This is a genomic window from Halobacillus sp. B29 (genome assembly GCF_052246755.1).
GTDB lineage: Bacteria > Bacillota > Bacilli > Bacillales > Halobacillaceae > Halobacillus > Halobacillus halophilus.
This window is the reverse complement of sequence record NZ_JBQQCM010000011.1, coordinates 116651-136670: the sequence shown is the minus strand read 5'-3', so window position 1 is coordinate 136670 and position 20020 is coordinate 116651. Positions and strand designations below refer to the sequence as shown.

Genomic DNA, 20020 nt, shown 5'->3' with positions numbered 1-20020 from the left:
TTCGCTACACTGTAAACAGTAAAGAAAGCGATTTCAAAAATTACATTGGAGTGAGACATAATGGCAGAACTAAAACTGAACAATATTGAAAAAGTTTATGATAAAAATGTAAAAGCGGTTGAAGACTTTAATTTAGATATTAACGATAAAGAATTCGTCGTATTCGTAGGACCATCCGGGTGCGGTAAATCTACAACGCTAAGAATGATTGCAGGACTTGAAGAAATAACCGGCGGTGACTTTCTGATTGATGATAAGCGTATGAATGATGTTGCTCCTAAAGACCGGGACATCGCAATGGTTTTCCAGAACTATGCCCTTTATCCGCACATGAACGTTTATGACAACATGGCCTTCGGATTGAAGCTTCGTAAAATGGACAAAAAAGAAATTGAGCAGCGCGTAAACAATGCAGCCAACATTCTTGGTCTGGAAGCTTTACTTGATCGTAAACCAAAAGCCCTATCAGGTGGTCAGCGTCAACGTGTCGCGCTCGGACGTGCCATTGTTCGTGACGCCAAAGTTTTCCTGATGGACGAACCGCTTTCTAACCTGGATGCTAAACTTCGTGTCCAGATGCGTGCAGAAATTCAAAAGCTTCACCAGCGTCTCCAAACTACAACGATCTATGTAACACACGACCAGACAGAAGCCATGACGATGGCCACTCGACTGGTCGTTATGAAAGACGGCCTGATTCAGCAAGTCGGAAAGCCAAAAGATGTTTATGACAAACCTGAGAATGTTTTCGTAGGCGGATTTATCGGTTCACCAGCCATGAACTTCCTGCAAGGTACATTAGAAGAAGGGCAAATTGACCTTGGCACCGTCAAGATTTCGGTTCCAGAAGGAAAAATGAAAACCCTTCGTGATCAGAACTATATAGGTAAAGAACTGATTCTTGGTGTTCGTCCGGAAGACATGCACGATGAGCCTGTCTTCATTGATGCTAACCAGGACAAGAAGATTACAGCCCATATCGAAGTAGCTGAAATGATGGGTTCTGAATCTTACCTTTATTCTCGTCTTAATGATCAGGAATTTATCGCTCGTGTAGACTCCCGTACGGATATTAACGGCGGTGAAGATATCGAACTTGCGATTGATATGAACAAAGTTCACTTCTTCGATAAAGATTCTGAATTACGTATCCGCTAATAGCTATAATAGAGAAAAAAGCGCAGCTCTCAAGCTGCGCTTTTTCTATGAACTTCGTACATCCTCAAGACCGCACTTCCGGCAGATAAACAGATGAATACATTCATCTGTTATAGAAGAATCTTCATCCCCGTCCACCAGATTCGTCCATTTTTGGTCGAGGTACGGACTATAATCATCTAGAAAATCGGTAATTCTACCCTGATCCTCCATCGTTCCTTTGCACTTAGGGCAAGGGTGCCCTGTTTCACCCCAGCCATTACAAATCCCGCATTCCCGCATATACTGCACTTCTTTCCACAAGTTTCTATTCAATAAATACGATTTTTCACCACAAAATAAAGAGGAAGGGCGCACCCTTCCTCCTTCGTCACACGTATTTATTTTTGTTGTTGTCCGTACTGCTGTCCACCGAACTGCTGTTCAGCCATTTGTACAAGACGCTTAGTGATTTCTCCACCTACAGAACCGTTAGCACGGGAAGTAGAATCAGCACCAAGCTGTACTCCGAATTCTTGAGCGATTTCGTATTTCATTTGATCTAGAGCTTGTTGAACACCAGGTACAACTAACTCATTTGAACTGTTGTTGTTAGCCATGTTGTCTCACCTCCTGTGTAAAAGTAGTATGAGCCGGTATTGTATTTTTTATGTCAAAAAAATTACTGGAAATTAATGGAGGGGTTTCACCAGACTCATTCCATGGCTAAACAACATACAAATCTCTATGCGTTAGGCTTCGTCATGGCCTTTGGATCAACGTATTCATCAAACTGCTCAGCAGTTAAAATACCGGATTCCACCGCTGTTTCTTTTAATGTTTGATTCTTTTCAAAAGCAGTTTTAGCAATCTTGGCTGCATTTTCATACCCGATATGCGGATTAAGTGCCGTAACGAGCATAAGCGAATCGCGCAGATTCTTTTCAATCTGTTCATGGTTTGGCTCGAGTCCGCGTACGCAGCGCTCTTCAAATGAAACCATACTGTCCGCAAGAAGCTGGGCAGACTGCAGGAAGTTATAAGCTATGACAGGTTTGAATACGTTCAGTTCGAAGTTCCCCTGACTCGCTGCGAAACCAATGGTCGCATCATTTCCCATAATCTGTGCGGAAACCATAGTGACCGCTTCACTTTGAGTAGGATTAACTTTCCCTGGCATGATCGAACTTCCCGGTTCATTAGCTGGAATAGTAATTTCGCCAATCCCGCATCGAGGTCCACTCGCCAGCCAGCGAACATCATTTGCAATCTTCATAAGATCAGCAGCTAATGCTTTAAGCGCACCATGAGTATGCACAAGCTCGTCATGAGATGTGAGCGCGTGAAATTTATTCGGTGCTGATACGAATTCTTTACCGGTAACTTCATTGATTTTAGCGACCACCTGCTCAGAGAAATCTTCATGGGCATTTAAACCTGTCCCAACAGCTGTACCGCCAATAGCAAGGTCTTTTACATACCTCGTACTATCTATAATCATATTTTCGGTCTTAACTAACATACGATGCCAGCCGCTTATTTCCTGACCCAGGGTAAGAGGCGTCGCGTCCTGCAAATGGGTACGCCCGATTTTTACAATCTCGTCAAACGCTTCCATTTTTTCTTTTAAGGTATCTTTTAGTTGAGTTAATGCGGGAAGAACCACATCCTCAAGCTTCTGAACAGCTCCAATATGCATAGCTGTCGGATAAGTATCGTTAGAGCTCTGTGATTTATTCACATCATCATTCGGGTGCAGGCGCGTTTCGCTTTCCTGTTTCTTAAGCCATTCATTTCCTACGTAAGCAATAACTTCGTTTACGTTCATATTGGATTGCGTGCCGCTCCCTGTTTGCCAGACGACAAGAGGAAAATGCTCTTCAAAATCACCGGAAATAATTTGGTCCGCTGCGTATTCAATGGCGTCTGCTTTCTCTTCTTCCAATAGTCCCAATTCAAAATTGGCTCGTGCAGCACTCTTTTTTAAGATCGCAAAACCTTCGATAACTTCTTTCGGCATTTTTTCATCACCGATCGGAAAGTTCTGTTTACTTCGCTGGGTTTGTGCTCCCCAGTATTTTTCGCTCGGTACTTGTATTTCACCAATTGTATCTTTTTCAATACGGTAATCCATGATAAATCCTCCTTATTTTGTTCATTCACTCCTCCATTATTGTATCAAGAATCTTTTGAACATTCACCTCAAGCTTAGATTTAAAAAAACAATTTTCGATATTTTATTATCAGATTATTTACAATTTTCAGTTTTTGGTGTATAGTGAATTTTAATAAAAGAAAGGAGGCAGAAACAATCGTACTTAATACCACAAGGAAGGAGGTTCCCGGTAAAAAGCATTATTGTTTTTGCTCGATCTTTTCAAATGGTCCAGTTAGGTGGGAATAAAAAGAGTCTGTCTGTACAGGCTCTTTTTTAATGAATTTTTTTCAAAATCCTTTATAATAAAGCTTGGAGGTGAGAATCATGCCAAATATTTGGACCCATGTATTATTTGTCGATCAATTATGTAACGAACTGAACCGACATGATCTTATTCAGACATCCGGCCATTCTCTTCACTTAGGAGCACAGGGACCGGATCCGTTCTTTTACCATAATTTCCTGCCTTTCTCTCAAGACGAACACGTGGATGAAGTGGGAATGAAATTACATACCGAGCAATGCGGCCCTCTGTTAATAGACATGATTGAGCGGGGTGCTTATCATAAGAATCACCTTCAGGCCTTCATTCTTGGATTTGTCAGCCATCATATGCTTGACCGTCACACTCATCCTTATATCCATTACCATGCGGGTTATGAGGCAAATAAGCATCAGGAGCTGGAAACCATCATTGACACCATTATGCTTGAGCGGTTCCGTTCTATAAAAACTTGGAAGAATCCAGTTCATAAACAAATAAAAAGCAGATCGCTCCCTTCTATTGCTCAACTAATGGACCTGCTCCTGGACACGCATTTCCCAGGTCTAGTGGAAGACTATCCTGATAACTTTATTCACCAGTCCTACCGCCATATTCAGTTTGCGCAGCGTGTGCTGTATGACCCATGGAAATGGAAAAACAAATACTTCGGTTCCCTAGTTTCTTCTTTTTCTCATCAACCGGTTAACGATGACAAGGATTATCTGAATGAGCAAAAAAACCGCTGGCATCACCCAGCGACTAATGAGCCGCATACATCTTCTTTCCTTGACCATTATGAAGAGGCGCTCGAAGAAGGAAAGCTTTTATTCCAGCTTATCTTATCTTATTGGGAGAATCCCGATAGCAGCCGCCTGAATGAAATAAAAGACATGATCGGCAACCGATCGTATGACACAGGAGCTCCTCTATCAGAAGGATTGGTCAACCGTTTCAGCAACCCCATCGTATAAAAAAGATCTCTTAAATCTCCGTATTAGTTCTTACAGAAAAGCTCCCGCTTGTGGAAGACTCAGTTTCGAGACTTTTGTGAGAATTATGTCCTGCGGGGGATGATTTCGCTTTCCGGCCCTGCACGACGCAGGGTCGTTCGACGTTGCCACAGGACGTGGCGATCTTAGTCGAACTTCTTATATGTGCTGAGCTTCCTCGGTCTTAAAAGCCCTGCGGGATCTCACCGATCATGTTCCTCCCGCAGGAGTCTTCATCGTCCCCCTCCGGACCTGGCCAACTCAGAAACTCGAAATCCACCAAAAATGCGTCTTATAATTAACCGGAGAGCAAAAGAGCATCTAGCTTATTTAAGTATATAACCCTAAATAACCCTGATATATAAGGGTTTAAGGATGTTTTAGAACGCTGATCTTTCTTATAGAAGGGTCCGTTCACTCCTCGATCATAGGGTGGCGGAGGAAACGACGAGACTCCCGCGGGAGAAGGAGCTAGGAGAGACCCCACAGGGAGTGAAACGAGCGAGGAGGTTTGCCGGTTCCCCCGCAGGAAAGCGAGTTGTTTCCGCAGCCACCTCTCCGCTTTTTTTGGCAACGGCCCCGAAATTATCTCGAAACTGAGTCTTACACAATCCGGCTCGATTGTGGAATAACTTATAAAGAATGAAAAAAGAGAGGAATAGGCTCCTCTCTTACGGATGGATGACAGGCTTTTTATCAGGATCGGTGTATGCTTTAGCTTCTTTCATTCCTTTTTCGATGTCCACCTTATTCAATAAAACGATCCCGACAACGAAAAATACGATAAGCGACAAGATTCCTAAGCGGCTGGAGCCTGTCAGCTGGCCGACAAGGGCAAATACGAAAGGTCCAAAAATTGCAGCGAATTTGGATGATATTCCGTAAAATCCAAAAAATTCTGCATGCCGGTCGCCAGGAACCATTCTCCCAAATATCGAGCGGCTTAAAGACTGAGCTCCTCCCTGCACAAATCCTACACACATGGCCAGAATATAGAAGTGAAGGGCAGTGGTCATGAAATACCCAAGACCTACGATTGCAAGATAAATGAACAAAGCCAGCATCAAAGCACGTTTCGCCGTAATTTTCTTTGCAAGCCATCCAAAGAAAAAGGCAAAAGGAATTCCCACAAATTGAGTAATTAATAGAGCTGTAATAAGAGCCGTACTATCAATTCCTATATCTCTTCCATAAATCGTAGCCATCTTTATAATAGTGGAAATACCATCATTGTATAACCAGAAAGCAAAAAGGAATAATAACAGTTGTTTGAAATGCTTCAATTCTTTAAATGTTTTCCCTACTCGGTTAAAACCAATGGAAATATAAGAGGCTGTACGTTTCTCATAGACCTTTTTTTCTTCTACAATATTCTTAAATAAAGGGATGGAAAAAATCAGCCACCAGACTCCGACAGACACAAAAGCAAGCTGTGTACCAGCCAAACTGTCGGGAAGTCCAAACCACTCATATTTCATAATCATCAGAAGGTTAACAGCGAGCAGTACTCCGCCGCCTATATACCCAAAGGCAAAACCATATGCCGACACCTTATCAATCGTTTCTTCATCCGACACTTCCGGAAGAAAAGCATCATAAAAAACATTCCCACCTGAAAAACCGATGGTTCCTATGATCAAAAGAAGAGAAGCTAATAAATAATCCCCTTCACCTACAAAGGCTAGCAGCACACTCGCAATCATTCCCATAAAAGCAAAGAACATTAAAAAGCGTTTCTTTGCCGCCGAATAGTCACTAATGGCTCCAAGAATGGGAGCGAGAATGGCTACGATTAGAACAGCAATGGATTGGGAATACCCCCAGTAACTCGTGGCAAGCGATTGGTCAACTCCTTTTGCCGCTACATCATAATAAAAAACGGGAAGGACAGCAGCCATAACCGTTGTTGCGAAAGCAGAATTTCCAAAATCGTAAAGCATCCAGCTCAATACAGGTTTCTTTTTCAACGAGGTACCCCCTGCCATTTTGTTATTTAATTAAGCTTAGCAGACTATTCCGTCAAACAGATGGATTTCATTCAACTTTTACAATATTTTGAGGTGAGACTATGAGAATTGCTATTTTTGGTGCCACCGGCCGGGTCGGTCAGGAAGTTGTAAGATTAGCTTTAGCAGAAGGATACAAAGTAAGCGCCCTGGTCCGAGACGAAGCCAAAGCAGAAGAGTTGATTCCCGGGGCTGATTTTATCCACGGGGATGCCATGAATCCCGAAGATATTAAGAGAACCTTAAGAGACGCTGATCTAGTATTCAGCGGTTTAAGCACAGACAAAACAGATACACTGACGAAAGCAGTCCCGGAAATCATCAAGGGAATGGATGAAGCTCAGATCGACCGAATTGTAACGATTGGTACTGCCGGGATACTAGACAGTCGATATGAAGACGGGAAGTATCGCTTCCAGACATCCGAATCCAAACGAAAGAAAACGTTCGCAGCAGAAGAACATGCCAAAGTATATGAACAGTTTTTGAAAAGTAGTCTTAACTGGACTATTGTTTGTCCCACTTATTTACCATATGGAGATGCTGTAGGAGAAGTAAGGGCTGAGGCTGATCTTCTTCCCAAAGATGGAAATAAAGTAACTGTCGGGGATACCGCATTATTTGCTTTTCATGAATTACTACAAAATCATTATGTTCATCATCGCGTAGGGATTTGTTACTAATCCCTAACAAAATCCCCTTCCACGTGTGGAAGGGGATCTTTTATGATTCAGAAGGATAATGCCCAAAGAATTCTTCAAGCGTTTCTTCTGCTTTATGAATATCCGACGATATATCCTTACCTACATATCTTAAGTGCCACGGTTCATAGGTATAACCTGTAATGTCCTGTTTACCTTCAGGATAACGGATAATGAATCCGTATTCGTGAGCGTGTTGAGCAAGCCACTCGCCTTCTTCAGTATCACGGAAGGACTCGTCCAGCTTAAAAGACATTTTTGCAGAGGTAACATCCATAGCAAGACCCGTCTGGTGTTCACTCGTGCCGGGACGGGCGGAAAACGTTTTAGCTTTCTCTTCCCCGTACTCTTCACTATATCCCTCAAAAAGGTTCTTTTGACGCTCGTAAGAACGATAACCAGAAGCGGCCACTAAGTCCTGTCCTGCTTGATCGGCAGCCTTAAACAGCTTTTCAAGCGCCCCTGCAGCTTCTTTACGCATCTGCTTTTTTGGAAGCTCTTCGTCAAAGTAAAAGGGGACATTCGGTATCGTTAAATCCGGTGGAGTGTATCCGTCAGGTAGCTTTCGGTTCTTATTAACCACTACCTGTATACTTTCCGGGTTCTCTACAATTGTCAGACCTTCTTCACTGGTTTCATTCGGTTCTTGTTGATTCTGAGAAGATTCCCCGCTTTCCTTTTCCTCTGAGGAATCTGACTCTGGTGATTCCGTTTCAGATTTAAAAGCTGGTTTTTCTTTGGAATCTATCTCTTTATCACTCGCAGGAGCTGGTTCTGCCTGGTCATTCTCCTCACTCGAAGTTTCGGTAAGCGAGCACGCACTTAACATTATGCTTAGAAGTGATATAGAAATGAATAATAATTGTTTCATCGACATTACCTACCTAAACCTTGATGATATTCCCACTATAACACTTTTTAATGTTTGTCGTGTACAATCTTTCTAATCAATAGGCGGCCTTTTCTTCCCCCAACTGTGTTGGTCTAAGTGACGAACTTATGTACTATTAACATCGGTACTAATCCTTAAATATTAACAATTACTATGAAAAACCAGATGGACTTCACAAAAAAAACCACTGCATCAGCAGTGGTCTGGTACCATTTATTTTATTCCCACGTATAAGGTGTATATTGTAAACTCAAACGTTCGAATTCTGCACGGTCGCCATTGTCAATCGCCTGATTAATTTCTTCATCTAAACGATCCTTATTAAACTCAAAACTCATTTGATCAAGGAACAACCGTGAAGCTAGTTGAATACCAAAGGACAATTCTCTTTTAGCCGTAATCTCTTTCCCTTTATAATCGGGGTCGCGACGTATAACATAGACCATTTTTTGCTTTCTCATGAGAATACCCCCTTCATGCTTTTTTTCATTATGCAGGATTTAAACTTATAACGCAATAAGTTTTCTGAATATTTAGTTATATCTTTCCCTCTTTAAATGATTGTTAAACCTATTGAGCCCTGTCATGAAGGGGTTTTGACTCTATTAAAATTTTTTAGATTTTTCAGAATTACTGAGGGTAGTCAGAGGAAATGGTATGAACAACGGCCAGATTTTGGTTCAGTCAAACGTGGGGTTATCTCATTCAAATTGAATTTCCCGTGCTCATCCCTTGTGGATAATAGATAAGTGTGAACTCAATTTTTAAGGGGGAAGAAGGATTAGATAAATTTTTTTACACCCTGTCTCCCAAAAACTGAGGTAACCTAGCTCACGGACTGTATTTCAGATCCTTACCCATAAAAAAAGTCCTCTATTAAAGAGGACTTTCGTATTTTTAATTAACAAACTTGCTGGCTACATCAATCGTACGACGGGTTTGGTGACGTACAGCTTCTTCAACATCGTCTTTCATGTTTCCTTCGCCGTCCACGCTTACACTTGTTCCATAAGGGTTACCGCCTGCACCGAAGATCGCATTGTCGCTGTATCCTGGCGCAGCTATAATAGCACCCCAATGGAACATCGTGGTATAAAAGTTAAGAAGTGTAGCTTCCTGACCGCCATGAGGGTTTTGAGCGGAGGTCATGGCACTGACAACTTTATTGACAAGTTTACCCTGGAACCATAGACCGCCTGCCTGATCCATATATTGTTTTAATTGTGCAGGTACATTTCCAAATCGTGTAGGTGCACTGAAAATGATAGCATCTGCCCAGTCTAAATCATCAATTTTCGCTTCTGTTACAGTATCTTTAGTTGCTAAATAATGCTCTTTCCAGGAAGGGTTCTGTTCAATAGCTTCCATAGGTGCTGTTTCCGGGACACGAACAAGCTTCACTTCCGCTCCTGCCTGTTTCGCTGCATCTTCGGCCCATTGAGCCATTTGATAGTTGGTACCTGTAGAACTGTAGTAAATCACCGCTAATTTTACATTTGCCATGAGTATCTCTCCTTTGATTAGTTGCTCATTACCTATTTTCTTATGGTTTCCAATCGAACCGCTTGGATTCATTAAAATTATATACCCTGCGTAAATAAAACTCAAACTAAAGAATCTTCATTTCAAGATATTTTATATAGTCTTTACACTTGGTTAACATAAGCTGTAGGTTTGCTTTACATAGCGTAAGGAATTTCTTTTTTTTGAATGAATGCAAACATCCTAGTCCTGACCAAGCAATCTGCGTATGGAAAGCTTTTTTTCTCTAGACTCATCAAGAATATATTTGGTAAGCTAAGTCAAGCTTTCAAAGAAGACACGGGGGTTACAAGAGATGAGTGAATATCAAAATATAAAAAAGGGAGAAAAAGGAGCCTGGATCAGTATCATCGTCTATTTAGTTCTGGCTGCAGCTAAACTTACGATTGCCTCCATAGGTAATTCAGAAGCATTGAGAGCCGATGGACTGAATAATACGACAGACGTCATTGCTTCCGTCGCTGTACTGATTGGTCTTAAGATTTCCCGCAAGCCTCCTGATCAGGACCACCATTACGGGCATTTCAGAGCCGAGACGATTGCTTCCCTTGTCGCGGCCTTTATTATGATGACCGTTGGGATTGAAGTGATTATCGGGACTATACAGGACATCATCAATCAAGAAATTAGTGAGCCGCGATTACTTACAGCCTGGACCGCACTGACAGCCGCCGCCATTATGTATTTTGTGTACCGTTACAACCTGAAGCTGTCCAGGAAAATAGATAGTAACGCCTTATACGCTGCTGCTCAGGATAACCGCTCTGATGCTTTGGTAAGTATAGGAGCTGCCATAGGTATATTTGGCGCTCAATTCGGGGCTTATTGGCTTGATCCATTAGCGGGACTGATCGTTGGGCTGATCATTTGCAAGACAGCCTGGGATATATTTAGAGACTCCACACATAGTTTGACGGACGGATTTGATGAAGAAGAAATTGAAAGCATACGGGAAACCATTTCAAAACATCCAGATGTGTGGGCCGTTAAAGATGTAAAAGCTCGACTGCAAGGCAATCAGACACTTGTGGAAGCCACTATCCACGTAAATCCTCATATTACGATCGAACAAGGTCATACCATCACAGACGATGTGGAATACACATTAGAAAAAGAACATCGTATTCTTTATGCACACATCCACATTGAGCCTTTTGAAAAAGATTAATATCTTAAACGAACAAAGCGGTCACGATATTCGTGACCGCTTTGTTTAATTAGCTGCCTCTTCCGCTAATTCATCTATCGTTTTCCATCCATAAGCTGTTTCTTCATAGGTACCTTGCCCGATCGTTACTTTTTCTGCTTCTACCGGATGAGCACCCAGTTTTATATAAAATTGGCTGGAAGGATTATGAGTTAATACCCACACAAGCAGGGATTTATATCCTGCTTCCTTCATCGCTCTTGCAAATGTCCGGATCAAAAGCGTTCCATAACCCTGGCCCTGATACTCATCGAGAAGGTAAATGGCATAAATTTCACCATCATAGCCGTAGTTTCTCGTACGTTCTTTTCCGCCAGACACAAAGCCGACCACTTCCTGGTTATCATTTTCAATGACATAGGCAATCTGTCCGTTTACAGGCTTCCTTAATATGGTCTGCCAAAGAGCAATTCGATTTTCCACCGTTATATTACTTACATCCCGTTCATCAAGGAGATCTTTGTATGTAGATTTCCAGCTGGCTACATGGATATTTGCTACCGTTTCTGCATCTTCTAAACGTGCCAATCTAAGCTCCGGCATAGGCTCGTCTTCCCTTCTACTTATTCTCTATCCTTAATAGTAACATAATTCTGTATATTCTATAAAAAGAAATGGCGCCAGAGAGGGCACCATTTCTTTTAACATTGAAAATTCGAAATTAAACTTGTATCGAAGCCCGTGTAAACCCATTGACGTCTTCTCCGCTGCCATCGGTAACCAGCCACAGAGGTTCTTCCTATGAACGTTGGATAAAACCAGAAAGAGCGTCCATTTTCCAGTCTGATCCAAGTGTACCGATATAAACATCCAAAAAGCGATCCAGGATCTACCGCATACACGGAAGCCCCTTGTTGGGATGGAGGTGAAGAAGGAGGCGGTGGTAATTGTGCACCTCCCCCAGATGGCGGACCTTGTGGCGGCTGACCAGGACCTCCTCCGAATGGCGGACCTTGCGGTGGCTGACCGGGGCCTCCTCCGAACGGCGGGCCTTGAGGTCCACCACCAAATGGGCCGCCTGGTCCAAACTGTCCTCCCTGTCCCTGCCCGGGAATTCCAAAGTTTTGTCCAAATGGGAATCCTTGTTGTCTATACATCACGATCAATCCCTTTCCGGAAGTATCCCTATACGATATGCATCGGATGGGCGGGCGTGATTATAATGTTAAAAGAAACACAGATGCGATGGCTCCAAGAACGACCAGAATAATATGGAGATCCAGCCACGCTAAAAGCACGGCTGTTAAACCGGCAATTATCCCAATCTGAGGAGCTTCCGGCTTTACGCTTAGAATACCAGGAAAAATCAAAGCTCCAAGTGCTGCATAAGGGATAGCATTTAACCAACGGTCTACCCATTTTGGAAAAGACACAATATCTACTATAAAGGCTGGCAGTACTCTGGGAATGGCAGTTACAAGAGCCATTCCGATAATCATCCAGATGATCATATGTCTTCCTCCTCTTCTGGCAAGATCCAGATACCGCTGCATCCCCCGGCTACCGTACCAAGAACAATAGCCCATCCTTGACTGAAGCCAATCTGCTGGGCTAGATAATTAATAATCATGGCTAAAACAGCAACTACAGCAATTCGGTAATGTTTTTTCACAGAGGGGACTAACAGACCTATAAACATAGCATAAAGTGCAACACCCATGCTTTCGCTCAATCTTTGAGGCATAATATCTCCAAGAACGCCTCCGAGGTAGGATCCTCCGACCCAGGAAACATAGGCAGTTATAATAAGAGCAGAGAAAAAGTAAGCTCCATAATCTTCTTTTGCTTCTCTGCGATAGAGAGAAGATACAGTAAACGTTTCATCTGTAAGACCGAGAGTCATCGGAAGCTTCGCTCTGAGCGCGATCTTCTTCAATCGATTCACAAAAGAGAAGCTCATCACGAAATGTCTAAAGTTCAATACAAATGTTGCTACTATAATTTCAAAAACCCCTGTACCGGCGGCCAACATTCCAACCGCTAAAAATTGAGCAGCACCCGCAAAAACAAGAACACTCATAAGCGTCAGCTCCGAGTTACTCATACCTGATTGACTGGCAAGAACCCCATAGGTAAGAGCAATTGGCAAATAGCCGAGCATAATCGGAGAACCAGCTAGCATCCCCCTTCGAATCATATGTATGCGGCTCGATGTTCCAGCCTGTTTAACAGCTTGGGACTGCATTCTCTTCCCTTCCCTTCCTCTCTACTAAATTTCCACTATTATACACAATGAACCCTTGTGATTGGAAGATATAAGTTCTGGTCGTTGATTCTTAAGAAATGAGTTATTCCAGTATAGGACCGAATTGTGTAAGACTCAGTTTCGAGATAGTTTGGGTCCGTTACTCTATGTAGAAGAGGGCTGTTGGGGAAATAACTCGCTTTCCTATGGGGGAAGATGTAGACTCCTAGGTTAAAAGCGGAAGCACCTTAGTCAGCGGCGTATGGACTGGACGTACAAGGAAGTTCGACTAAGAACGCCACGTCGTTTGGCAACGTCGAACGACCCTGCGTCGTGCAGGGCCGAAAAGCGAAATCGACCTCTGCAGGACCTAATTCTCACAAAAGTCTCGAAACTGAGTCTTCAAATATCGGGAGATTATCTTTAATAAGCACCTCAGAGAGAAAATGAGACAATTCCTTACTGGAAATAAGTAACATAATGTGAGGGTAAATTGATTTTCAAAAACTGATTGACAATTTTCTTCACTTCTTTTACGATTATAGAACTAATATGCTTCATCACTTAAAAGCGTTCAAGTGAAAAATAATCCGTATCATGAATTCCGGAGTAGAAGATTGAAGGACAGCACTAAGAGACTGAATGTCAGGTGGAAATTCAGGTCTTCTTTCTTTGAATTACAGAATTCTTTACCAGTGATACACCAGACGAGTGGGTAAGTATGGCTTACCAACTAGGGTGGTACCGCGGAGCCAAGGCTTCGTCCCTGTGTTTTTGGGGATGAAGTCTTTTTATTTTGTACTAACATCAACTTTTGGTGAATTCTTAATAAACAAGTTATCAATTAGACCCTTGTGCATTCCTGGCAGGGATGGCCTTTCGCCTATGGAATCGCGAGAATTTCCGATAACTAACATTGAGAATGAAAAGATCTTATCTATTCAAGGAGGAATTACGATGCTTCACCTACAGCCTAAAAAACTGCCAGGAGTGGTAGAATCAAGTTTAATCCTATTATTAGTCATTGGAATCATCAGTTATTTTATCATTGAAATTCAGACCGTTCCGCATATCCCTATTCTTATAGGAATTCTTCTTATGGTTACGTACGGAATGCTGAAGAAAGTAAGTTTTCAGGATTTACAGCATGGAATGGTTCAAGGGGCCCAAACCGGAATGGGGGCTGTTCTGTTATTTTTCTTAATTGGGATACTAATTGCAAGCTGGATGGCCAGCGGCACAATTCCCATATTGATGGATGCAGCCTTTTACTTAGCGGGGGGACCATGGTTTTTGGCCATTGCTTTTGCTGTTACAGCTATTGTCGGAGTTGCTCTTGGCAGTTCGTTTACAACAGCGGCTACCGTCGGGGTCGCTTTTATCGGCGCCGCCCAGACAATGGACCTCCCCCTGGCCATGACCGCTGGTGCGGTTGTTTCAGGTGCCTTTTTCGGTGACAAAATGTCGCCCTTATCTGATACGACCAACCTCGCCTCCACCGTAGTGAAAGTAGATTTATTTGATCATATTAAAAACATGAGCTGGACTACCATTCCTGCCTTTATCCTTTCAGCTCTTGCCTTTATCATTCTCTCTCCTGGCCAGCAAGTCTCGCCAGAACAATTAGCCGGTTTTCAAAATGGCCTAACAGAGGCTGGGGTGATTCACTGGAGTTCCTGGATTCCCTTGTTGATCCTTGTAGTCATGGCTGTTTCAAAGCGTCCAGCTTTTATTTCCCTTGCGGTAAGCAGTTTAGCTGCTATTCTGTTAGCGGGTTTCAGAGGAGTCATGGAATGGTCTACACTATGGAGCACGTGGTTTAACGGATATACAGCGGAAACCAGCAATGATGCCGTGAATGATTTGCTAACTCGCGGAGGCATGAACGACATGCTTTTTACAATTGCACTCGTCATTTTGGCTCTTGCTCTAGGCGGACTATTTTTCAAAACTGGAGTCATTCCTTCAATATTAGCTCGTGTTCAATCTGGGTTAAAATCCGCTCGTTCTGCTACCCTTTCCACCGCCTTAACGGCGATCGGTATTAATTTAGCGATCGGGGAACAGTACCTCTCCATTTTGCTTACAGGAGAAGCTTATCAGGATATTTATGAAAAAGCCGGCTTAGCACGTAAAAATTTATCAAGAACCCTGGAAGATGCAGGCACAGTGATTAACCCGTTGGTGCCCTGGAGCGTTTGCGGAGTATTTTTATCCGACGTACTCGGTGTACCTGTCCTTGATTACCTTCCATTTGCATTCTTCTGTCTGCTCTGTCCAGTGCTGACTATTATTTTTGGTTTCACCGGTAAAACACTGACGATGCAAACCGAAGAAAAGCAAAAAGCAACGAGCTAATCATACAACTGGTGTATAGAACCTTTATCTCCAACCAAACTATAAAAAAAGAGGTGGAGACGTGGATAAATACGGACATCAAGATGAAATGGATAATGGGTGGCACATGGATCAGGCGGTGGCGGAACAAATGCTTCCAGACGTCGCTTTCTATAGAACTTTAATTGTTAATGTGATTTTTATCGGGGCAGAGGATGCAAGGGAATGGGTCCTTGTCGACTGCGGCATAGGACATTATGCTAAACGTATAATAGAAGCCGCTCAAAAACGCTACGGCTCCAGGCCCCCGCAGGCCATTATATTGACGCATGGCCATTTTGATCATGTAGGCTCAGCCAAAAAATTGGCAGACCACTGGAACGTTCCAATCTACATTCATCCGAAAGAAATGGAATATGTAACCGGGAAGCGCGACTACCCTGTTGGGGATGCTACGGTCGGAGGAGGCTTATTTTCAATTTTATCTCCGTTCTTTCCAACTGATCCCGTAGATTTGAGCCAGTATATCTATCCTCTTCCCGAAGACGGTTCTATCCCCTTCTTAGAAGGATGGCGCACCATTCATACCCCGGGACATACCCCGGGACATGTTGCTTTATTTCGAGAAGAGGATCGAACACTTATTTCCGGTGACGCTTTTATTACGGTTAAACAGGAATCTAGCATGGCCGTTTTCATCCAGCATCAGCACGTGCATGGACCTCCTGCTTATTTCACTCATAATTGGGAAGCAGCTGAAAAATCCGTTAAGAAGTTAGCCGCTCTGCAACCGCGAGTAGCTATTACAGGGCACGGACTGCCTATGGAAGGTGAACTTTTAGCGGATCAACTGGATCACCTGGCTGAAAACTTTAAAGAACTAGCCGTTCCCAAACATAAAAATAAGCTTCACTAATGAGTAAGGCAGCCCGGCACTGGGCTGCCTTACTTTTCACTTAAAACAGAGGTTAACTTTTTCAATCCTTCCAGCAGTCTTGGACTGGGTCGGCAAAATAAAGATTCCTCAAGTACATGTATATGATCTTCTTGAACTGCCTTCATTTCAGACCAGCCCGGACGTTTCCGAACCAGGTCAGGATTCATTTTCTCTTCCTTCACCCCAACCCATACCATACAAATGTGATCCGGGTTCCTCAGTTTCACATTTTCCCAGTCCGTCTGAACACTTGCTTCTGGCTCTGTATCGAAGATGTTCCGTGCTCCGGCCAGTTCACTAATCTCAGTTAACCAGTTAGCTTTACCGGGTGTAAAAATAGGCTTGGGCCACCATTCCCAGTACAGAGAAGGTTGATCTCCGCAGGTGAGCGCTCCCTGCCTGCACACATCAATCTCTTTCAGAAACGCGTCTGCTTTTTCTTCCCCGAGTTCTTTCATCCCGAGCTTATCTCCAACTACCTTTAAATCTTCTGCGATCTCTTTCAAACTGTTCGGATCCAAAATGATATAACGGAGACCTCTCTCTTTTAAACCTTCTATATTCTTCTCCATTCCTGGAACAGAAAGAGAAGCAAGTACCAGATCCGGTTTCAGCTGCTCGACGGCATCCATATCTATGGAGAGGTCAGGACCAAGTTTTGGAAGATCCTTCACCTCTTCAGGATAATCAGAATAATTGTCGACACCAACCAACAGAGACGTTTGACCGAGATAGGCTACAAGTTCAGTGTTACTGGGACATATCGACACAATCCTCACAATTCCACCTCATTTTTCAGAATCCTCTGATGTTTCATTTTCTTTTATTATAGCTTATATTTAAATTAATGAAAAAGGAAGAAAGGGATGATCCCAATGACTGCCACACTATTTGATACTTCCAAAGGAATTGTTGAATATACATATAAAGGAACCGGCCCTGCCGTGCTTCTATTAAAAGGAGGCCATTCCACCAGAGAGACTGATTTGTCCCACAGCAGCCTTATTTATGAGGGCTTCTCTCTTCTGACCGTCTCTCGTCCCGGCTACGACTACACTGAGGTTTCGACCGGGAAAAGCCCTGAGATTTTCGCCGAAACGATTATCGAAATCCTCGATCATTTAAACATTGAAACGGTTAAAGTTATTGCTATCTCGGCAGCTGGTCCTACAGGTATTGCTTTAGCGGTAAATCATCCGTCAAGGGTATCTAAATTAATAATGGAAGCTGCTCTTACTTCACCATGGGAAGAGGCTGTAAAGCAAAAAGCCAGAGTTCTATTTGGGCCTGCCGAACGGATGGTGTGGGGAAGCTTGAAAACCATGCTTAAATTCTTCCCGGACCTTATTATGAAACAGTTGATCTCAGAAATGACTACAGAAGATCCTGAAGAATACTTAGAGCGCCTCTCCCCTAATGATCGCAGGTTTATTTATGACATGCTTGCTACCTCTCAGTCAGGAAAGGGATTCAGCCTTGATATTGACCATTCCGTCACCACGGATATATCCAAAATCCAGGTTCCTGTACTGGGCATGTATTCCCAAAAAGATAAAAGTGTCCCTTATACCCATGCTCTCCTATTAAAGTCCAGGGCCCCTGATTGTGAAATCTTTGAAGTAGATGCAGACAGTCATTTGATCTGGATTGGTAAAAACGCCCAGCAGGTTTGGAACAAACGTCTCGAGTTTCTGTCACGATAAACTATATTGAGGAGGATCATCGTGGATGATTTAAAAATTAAACAAATGCTGGACCGCTTCCTGTTTTTTTATGATAAAGCTTCCCTTGAAAATGCTGATCCTGAGCGCCGTTATGCATTATGGAAGGAACATTACGGATTTACTTTTGTCCCTCCCGGCTATGAGAAAGACCAATTTGAAAGAGAAATGCTGAACTATGCCTGGGATAAATATTCTCTCGTCTATGATAAGATCAAGTACTTTGAAATGGATGAAGTGAACTTACAGGAATTAGTCACTCCCGTTAAACAAGCTCTACAATATGATGAGCCTATTTCGATGACTCTGTTGTTTTTCGTAGGAACGTTTGAAACAGAACCATTCATTTTAGAACAAGACCATGAATATACCCTTTGTTTTCCTATCGAAACAGAATGGAATGAGTTCAAGCTGCTTCAGGAAATTGTCCGCGTCGTCCATTGCTGCAAATCTGGTCTCGCGCCCAGCCAGACTAGAACCCTTGCACAATTAATCTTTCAGGAAGGCATTGCCTTGCATACAGCTCGCCAGCTAATGAGTAAACAGGCAAATGTAAAAACAGAACTCCTGTGGAGCCGTGAGAAATGCAGCAGGGAGCCCAATCGCATTATGATTAATATCATCCCTCATTTAAGTCGGACAGACTATGAAGCCCTTTTTTCCTTCACAAAAGGAACAGGCGCGTCTGGATATGAAAAAGAAGCGAACTTTACGGGATGGATCGTCGTCAAGCACCTCCTGGATAATGGACGGACGGTTGGAGATTTAGCTTCCGTGCCTAAAGAAGATGTGGATACTTTCGTGGAGCGATCCCTTTTTTCCTTACTAAACCACGCCTATATTATTCAGCCTCAGGAGTAACCGGGGTGTCAGGAGAAAGTTTTTTCCTGAAAAGCTTTCTTTCTTATTGGGCATCTGCTATACTAGGATTAATTATTGTTGTTCGATCAGATTCATGCAAGAGAAGATGTTTCAAAGATGTCGTCTTGATTGAACTTGAAGGGCAAGAATAGTAATACAATGTGGAATATTTCCACACAGGAGGTTTTTGTACATGGTTGAAGGTACAGTAAAATGGTTTAATGCAGAAAAAGGTTTTGGATTTATCGAAGTAGAAGGCCAAGACGACGTCTTCGTTCACTTCTCTGCTATTCAAGAAGAAGGTTTCAAATCTCTAGAAGAAGGTCAAGTTGTAACTTTCGAAATCGAAGAAGGACAACGCGGACCACAAGCTTCTAACGTTCGTAAATAAATACCTAAAAAAGACTCCCCTAACAGGGAGTCTTTTTATTTTGTCGAATTTCCTTCCATCTCATTGTCAATTTTTTAAGATAAACCCCCGATACTTGAAGACTCAGTTTCGAAATAACTTGGGTCCGTCGCCAAAAAAGGGTGACCCTTCTCCCGTTCTTACACTCATGATAGATGGAATCATAAACCAATGCTTAAACGGCATGAAGTGCTATCCAGCTCCAGGCTAGTTTCCGTGCCTAGCCTCTCGAGGTCTTAAGTCCAACCATGACAGGAAGAAGAGCCCTTCCTTTCATGGTCGTTCTTAAGCTTGTCGAGGCTGGACAAGGCACCTCCACATTTGGCCCGGCATGACGTAGGGGCGTTCGACGTTGCCACACGAGGTGGCGATCTTAGTCGAACTTCCTTGTACCTCCAGTCCATACGCCGCTGACCAAGGTGTTTCCGCTTTTAAACGGGAGTCTCGTCGTTTCCTTCGCCGCCCGAACGATAGCTGATGAGCGGACCCTGCTATAGGAGAAAGGAGCCATGCTGCATCTGCCTCAAATGCTTCTATAACAGTGGTCCTACACGTGAAAACCAGTGTGGATCTCGTTCATTGGAAGGCGATTATGGAAAGATTTTCGAGCTCTCCATAAACGCAAAGGGGCGGAAGGGAACGGCGAAGACTCCTGTGGGATGAACATGATCGG

Annotated in this window: 21 protein-coding genes; 9 read left to right on the top strand and 12 right to left on the bottom strand. The window is 43.1% G+C overall.

Annotation, left to right across the window (positions count from 1 at the left end):
• Window positions 1-60: 60 nt before the first annotated feature.
• Complete coding sequence (locus ACTWP7_RS14765) at window positions 61-1158, top strand: ABC transporter ATP-binding protein (RefSeq protein ID WP_443123839.1); 1098 nt, start codon at window positions 61-63, stop codon at window positions 1156-1158.
• Window positions 1159-1203: 45 nt separating this feature from the next.
• Here the strand turns inward: ACTWP7_RS14765 and ACTWP7_RS14760 are convergent, their stop codons facing one another.
• The 3 genes from ACTWP7_RS14760 to fumC all read right to left on the bottom strand — a co-directional run bounded on the left by ACTWP7_RS14760 (window position 1204) and on the right by fumC (window position 3271).
• The gene (locus tag ACTWP7_RS14760) at window positions 1204-1440 is read right to left on the bottom strand and encodes a hypothetical protein (RefSeq protein WP_443123838.1); all 237 of its coding nucleotides are present in this window, start codon (window positions 1438-1440) and stop codon (window positions 1204-1206) included.
• Window positions 1441-1538: 98 nt separating this feature from the next.
• Window positions 1539-1757: an alpha/beta-type small acid-soluble spore protein gene (locus tag ACTWP7_RS14755; RefSeq protein ID WP_014642441.1), complete on the bottom strand. Its 219-nt coding sequence runs from the start codon at window positions 1755-1757 to the stop codon at window positions 1539-1541.
• A 125-nt stretch (window positions 1758-1882) separates the two neighbouring features.
• A complete protein-coding gene (fumC, locus tag ACTWP7_RS14750; RefSeq protein WP_443123837.1) occupies window positions 1883-3271 on the bottom strand; it encodes a class II fumarate hydratase in 1389 nt (462 codons plus the stop codon).
• 348 nt (window positions 3272-3619) lie between these two features.
• Between fumC and ACTWP7_RS14745 the strand changes: the two genes are divergently transcribed.
• Window positions 3620-4531 (top strand): zinc dependent phospholipase C family protein, encoded by a 912-nt coding sequence (locus ACTWP7_RS14745; RefSeq protein ID WP_443123836.1) that lies wholly within the window; start codon window positions 3620-3622, stop codon window positions 4529-4531.
• A gap of 689 nt (window positions 4532-5220) precedes the next feature.
• On the opposite strand, the gene ACTWP7_RS14740 is transcribed toward ACTWP7_RS14745, so the two are convergent.
• A complete protein-coding gene (locus tag ACTWP7_RS14740) occupies window positions 5221-6516 on the bottom strand; it encodes an MFS transporter (protein ID WP_443123835.1) in 1296 nt (431 codons plus the stop codon).
• Window positions 6517-6617: 101 nt separating this feature from the next.
• On the opposite strand from ACTWP7_RS14740, the gene ACTWP7_RS14735 reads away from it, so the two are divergent.
• A complete protein-coding gene (locus ACTWP7_RS14735; protein WP_443123834.1) occupies window positions 6618-7238 on the top strand; it encodes an NAD(P)-dependent oxidoreductase in 621 nt (206 codons plus the stop codon).
• Window positions 7239-7278: 40 nt separating this feature from the next.
• On the opposite strand, the gene ACTWP7_RS14730 is transcribed toward ACTWP7_RS14735, so the two are convergent.
• The 3 genes from ACTWP7_RS14730 to wrbA form a co-directional block, all read right to left on the bottom strand.
• A complete protein-coding gene (locus tag ACTWP7_RS14730; RefSeq protein WP_443123833.1) occupies window positions 7279-8127 on the bottom strand; it encodes a M15 family metallopeptidase in 849 nt (282 codons plus the stop codon).
• 239 nt (window positions 8128-8366) lie between these two features.
• On the bottom strand, window positions 8367-8609 hold the full coding sequence (locus ACTWP7_RS14725; protein WP_014642435.1) for an IDEAL domain-containing protein: 243 nt from the start codon (window positions 8607-8609) through the stop codon (window positions 8367-8369).
• A gap of 436 nt (window positions 8610-9045) precedes the next feature.
• Window positions 9046-9651: an NAD(P)H:quinone oxidoreductase gene (gene wrbA, locus ACTWP7_RS14720; RefSeq protein ID WP_014642434.1), complete on the bottom strand. Its 606-nt coding sequence runs from the start codon at window positions 9649-9651 to the stop codon at window positions 9046-9048.
• Window positions 9652-9985: 334 nt separating this feature from the next.
• On the opposite strand from wrbA, the gene ACTWP7_RS14715 reads away from it, so the two are divergent.
• The gene (locus ACTWP7_RS14715) at window positions 9986-10858 is read left to right on the top strand and encodes a cation diffusion facilitator family transporter (RefSeq protein ID WP_443123832.1); all 873 of its coding nucleotides are present in this window, start codon (window positions 9986-9988) and stop codon (window positions 10856-10858) included.
• Window positions 10859-10903: 45 nt separating this feature from the next.
• Here the strand turns inward: ACTWP7_RS14715 and ACTWP7_RS14710 are convergent, their stop codons facing one another.
• The 4 genes from ACTWP7_RS14710 to ACTWP7_RS14695 form a co-directional block, all read right to left on the bottom strand.
• The gene (locus ACTWP7_RS14710; protein WP_231853978.1) at window positions 10904-11425 is read right to left on the bottom strand and encodes a GNAT family N-acetyltransferase; all 522 of its coding nucleotides are present in this window, start codon (window positions 11423-11425) and stop codon (window positions 10904-10906) included.
• A 113-nt stretch (window positions 11426-11538) separates the two neighbouring features.
• Window positions 11539-11994, bottom strand: a complete 456-nt coding sequence (locus ACTWP7_RS14705; RefSeq protein ID WP_014642431.1) for a hypothetical protein — start codon at window positions 11992-11994, stop codon at window positions 11539-11541.
• A 60-nt stretch (window positions 11995-12054) separates the two neighbouring features.
• Window positions 12055-12348, bottom strand: coding sequence for an AzlD domain-containing protein (locus ACTWP7_RS14700; RefSeq protein WP_014642430.1), 294 nt, complete (start codon window positions 12346-12348; stop codon window positions 12055-12057).
• Complete coding sequence (locus ACTWP7_RS14695; RefSeq protein ID WP_443123831.1) at window positions 12345-13082, bottom strand: AzlC family ABC transporter permease; 738 nt, start codon at window positions 13080-13082, stop codon at window positions 12345-12347. Before ACTWP7_RS14695 ends, ACTWP7_RS14700 begins: the two co-directional genes overlap by 4 nt.
• A 957-nt stretch (window positions 13083-14039) precedes the next feature.
• Between ACTWP7_RS14695 and nhaC the strand changes: the two genes are divergently transcribed.
• The gene (nhaC, locus tag ACTWP7_RS14690) at window positions 14040-15440 is read left to right on the top strand and encodes a Na+/H+ antiporter NhaC (protein WP_443123830.1); all 1401 of its coding nucleotides are present in this window, start codon (window positions 14040-14042) and stop codon (window positions 15438-15440) included.
• Between the two features lie 88 nt (window positions 15441-15528).
• Window positions 15529-16335 (top strand): MBL fold metallo-hydrolase, encoded by an 807-nt coding sequence (locus tag ACTWP7_RS14685; protein ID WP_041601573.1) that lies wholly within the window; start codon window positions 15529-15531, stop codon window positions 16333-16335.
• Between the two features lie 29 nt (window positions 16336-16364).
• On the opposite strand, the gene ACTWP7_RS14680 is transcribed toward ACTWP7_RS14685, so the two are convergent.
• Complete coding sequence (locus ACTWP7_RS14680; protein ID WP_443123829.1) at window positions 16365-17135, bottom strand: cobalamin-binding protein; 771 nt, start codon at window positions 17133-17135, stop codon at window positions 16365-16367.
• A 96-nt stretch (window positions 17136-17231) separates the two neighbouring features.
• Here ACTWP7_RS14680 and ACTWP7_RS14675 point away from each other — a divergent pair, with 96 nt between their 5' ends.
• From ACTWP7_RS14675 to ACTWP7_RS14665, 3 genes are all read left to right on the top strand, one after another.
• Entirely contained in the window at window positions 17232-18059 is an 828-nt protein-coding gene (locus tag ACTWP7_RS14675; protein WP_443123828.1) for an alpha/beta fold hydrolase, read from the top strand.
• A gap of 21 nt (window positions 18060-18080) precedes the next feature.
• The gene (locus tag ACTWP7_RS14670) at window positions 18081-18938 is read left to right on the top strand and encodes a hypothetical protein (RefSeq protein WP_443123827.1); all 858 of its coding nucleotides are present in this window, start codon (window positions 18081-18083) and stop codon (window positions 18936-18938) included.
• Between the two features lie 193 nt (window positions 18939-19131).
• Window positions 19132-19329, top strand: coding sequence for a cold-shock protein (locus ACTWP7_RS14665; RefSeq protein ID WP_014642423.1), 198 nt, complete (start codon window positions 19132-19134; stop codon window positions 19327-19329).
• Window positions 19330-20020 lie beyond the last annotated feature (691 nt).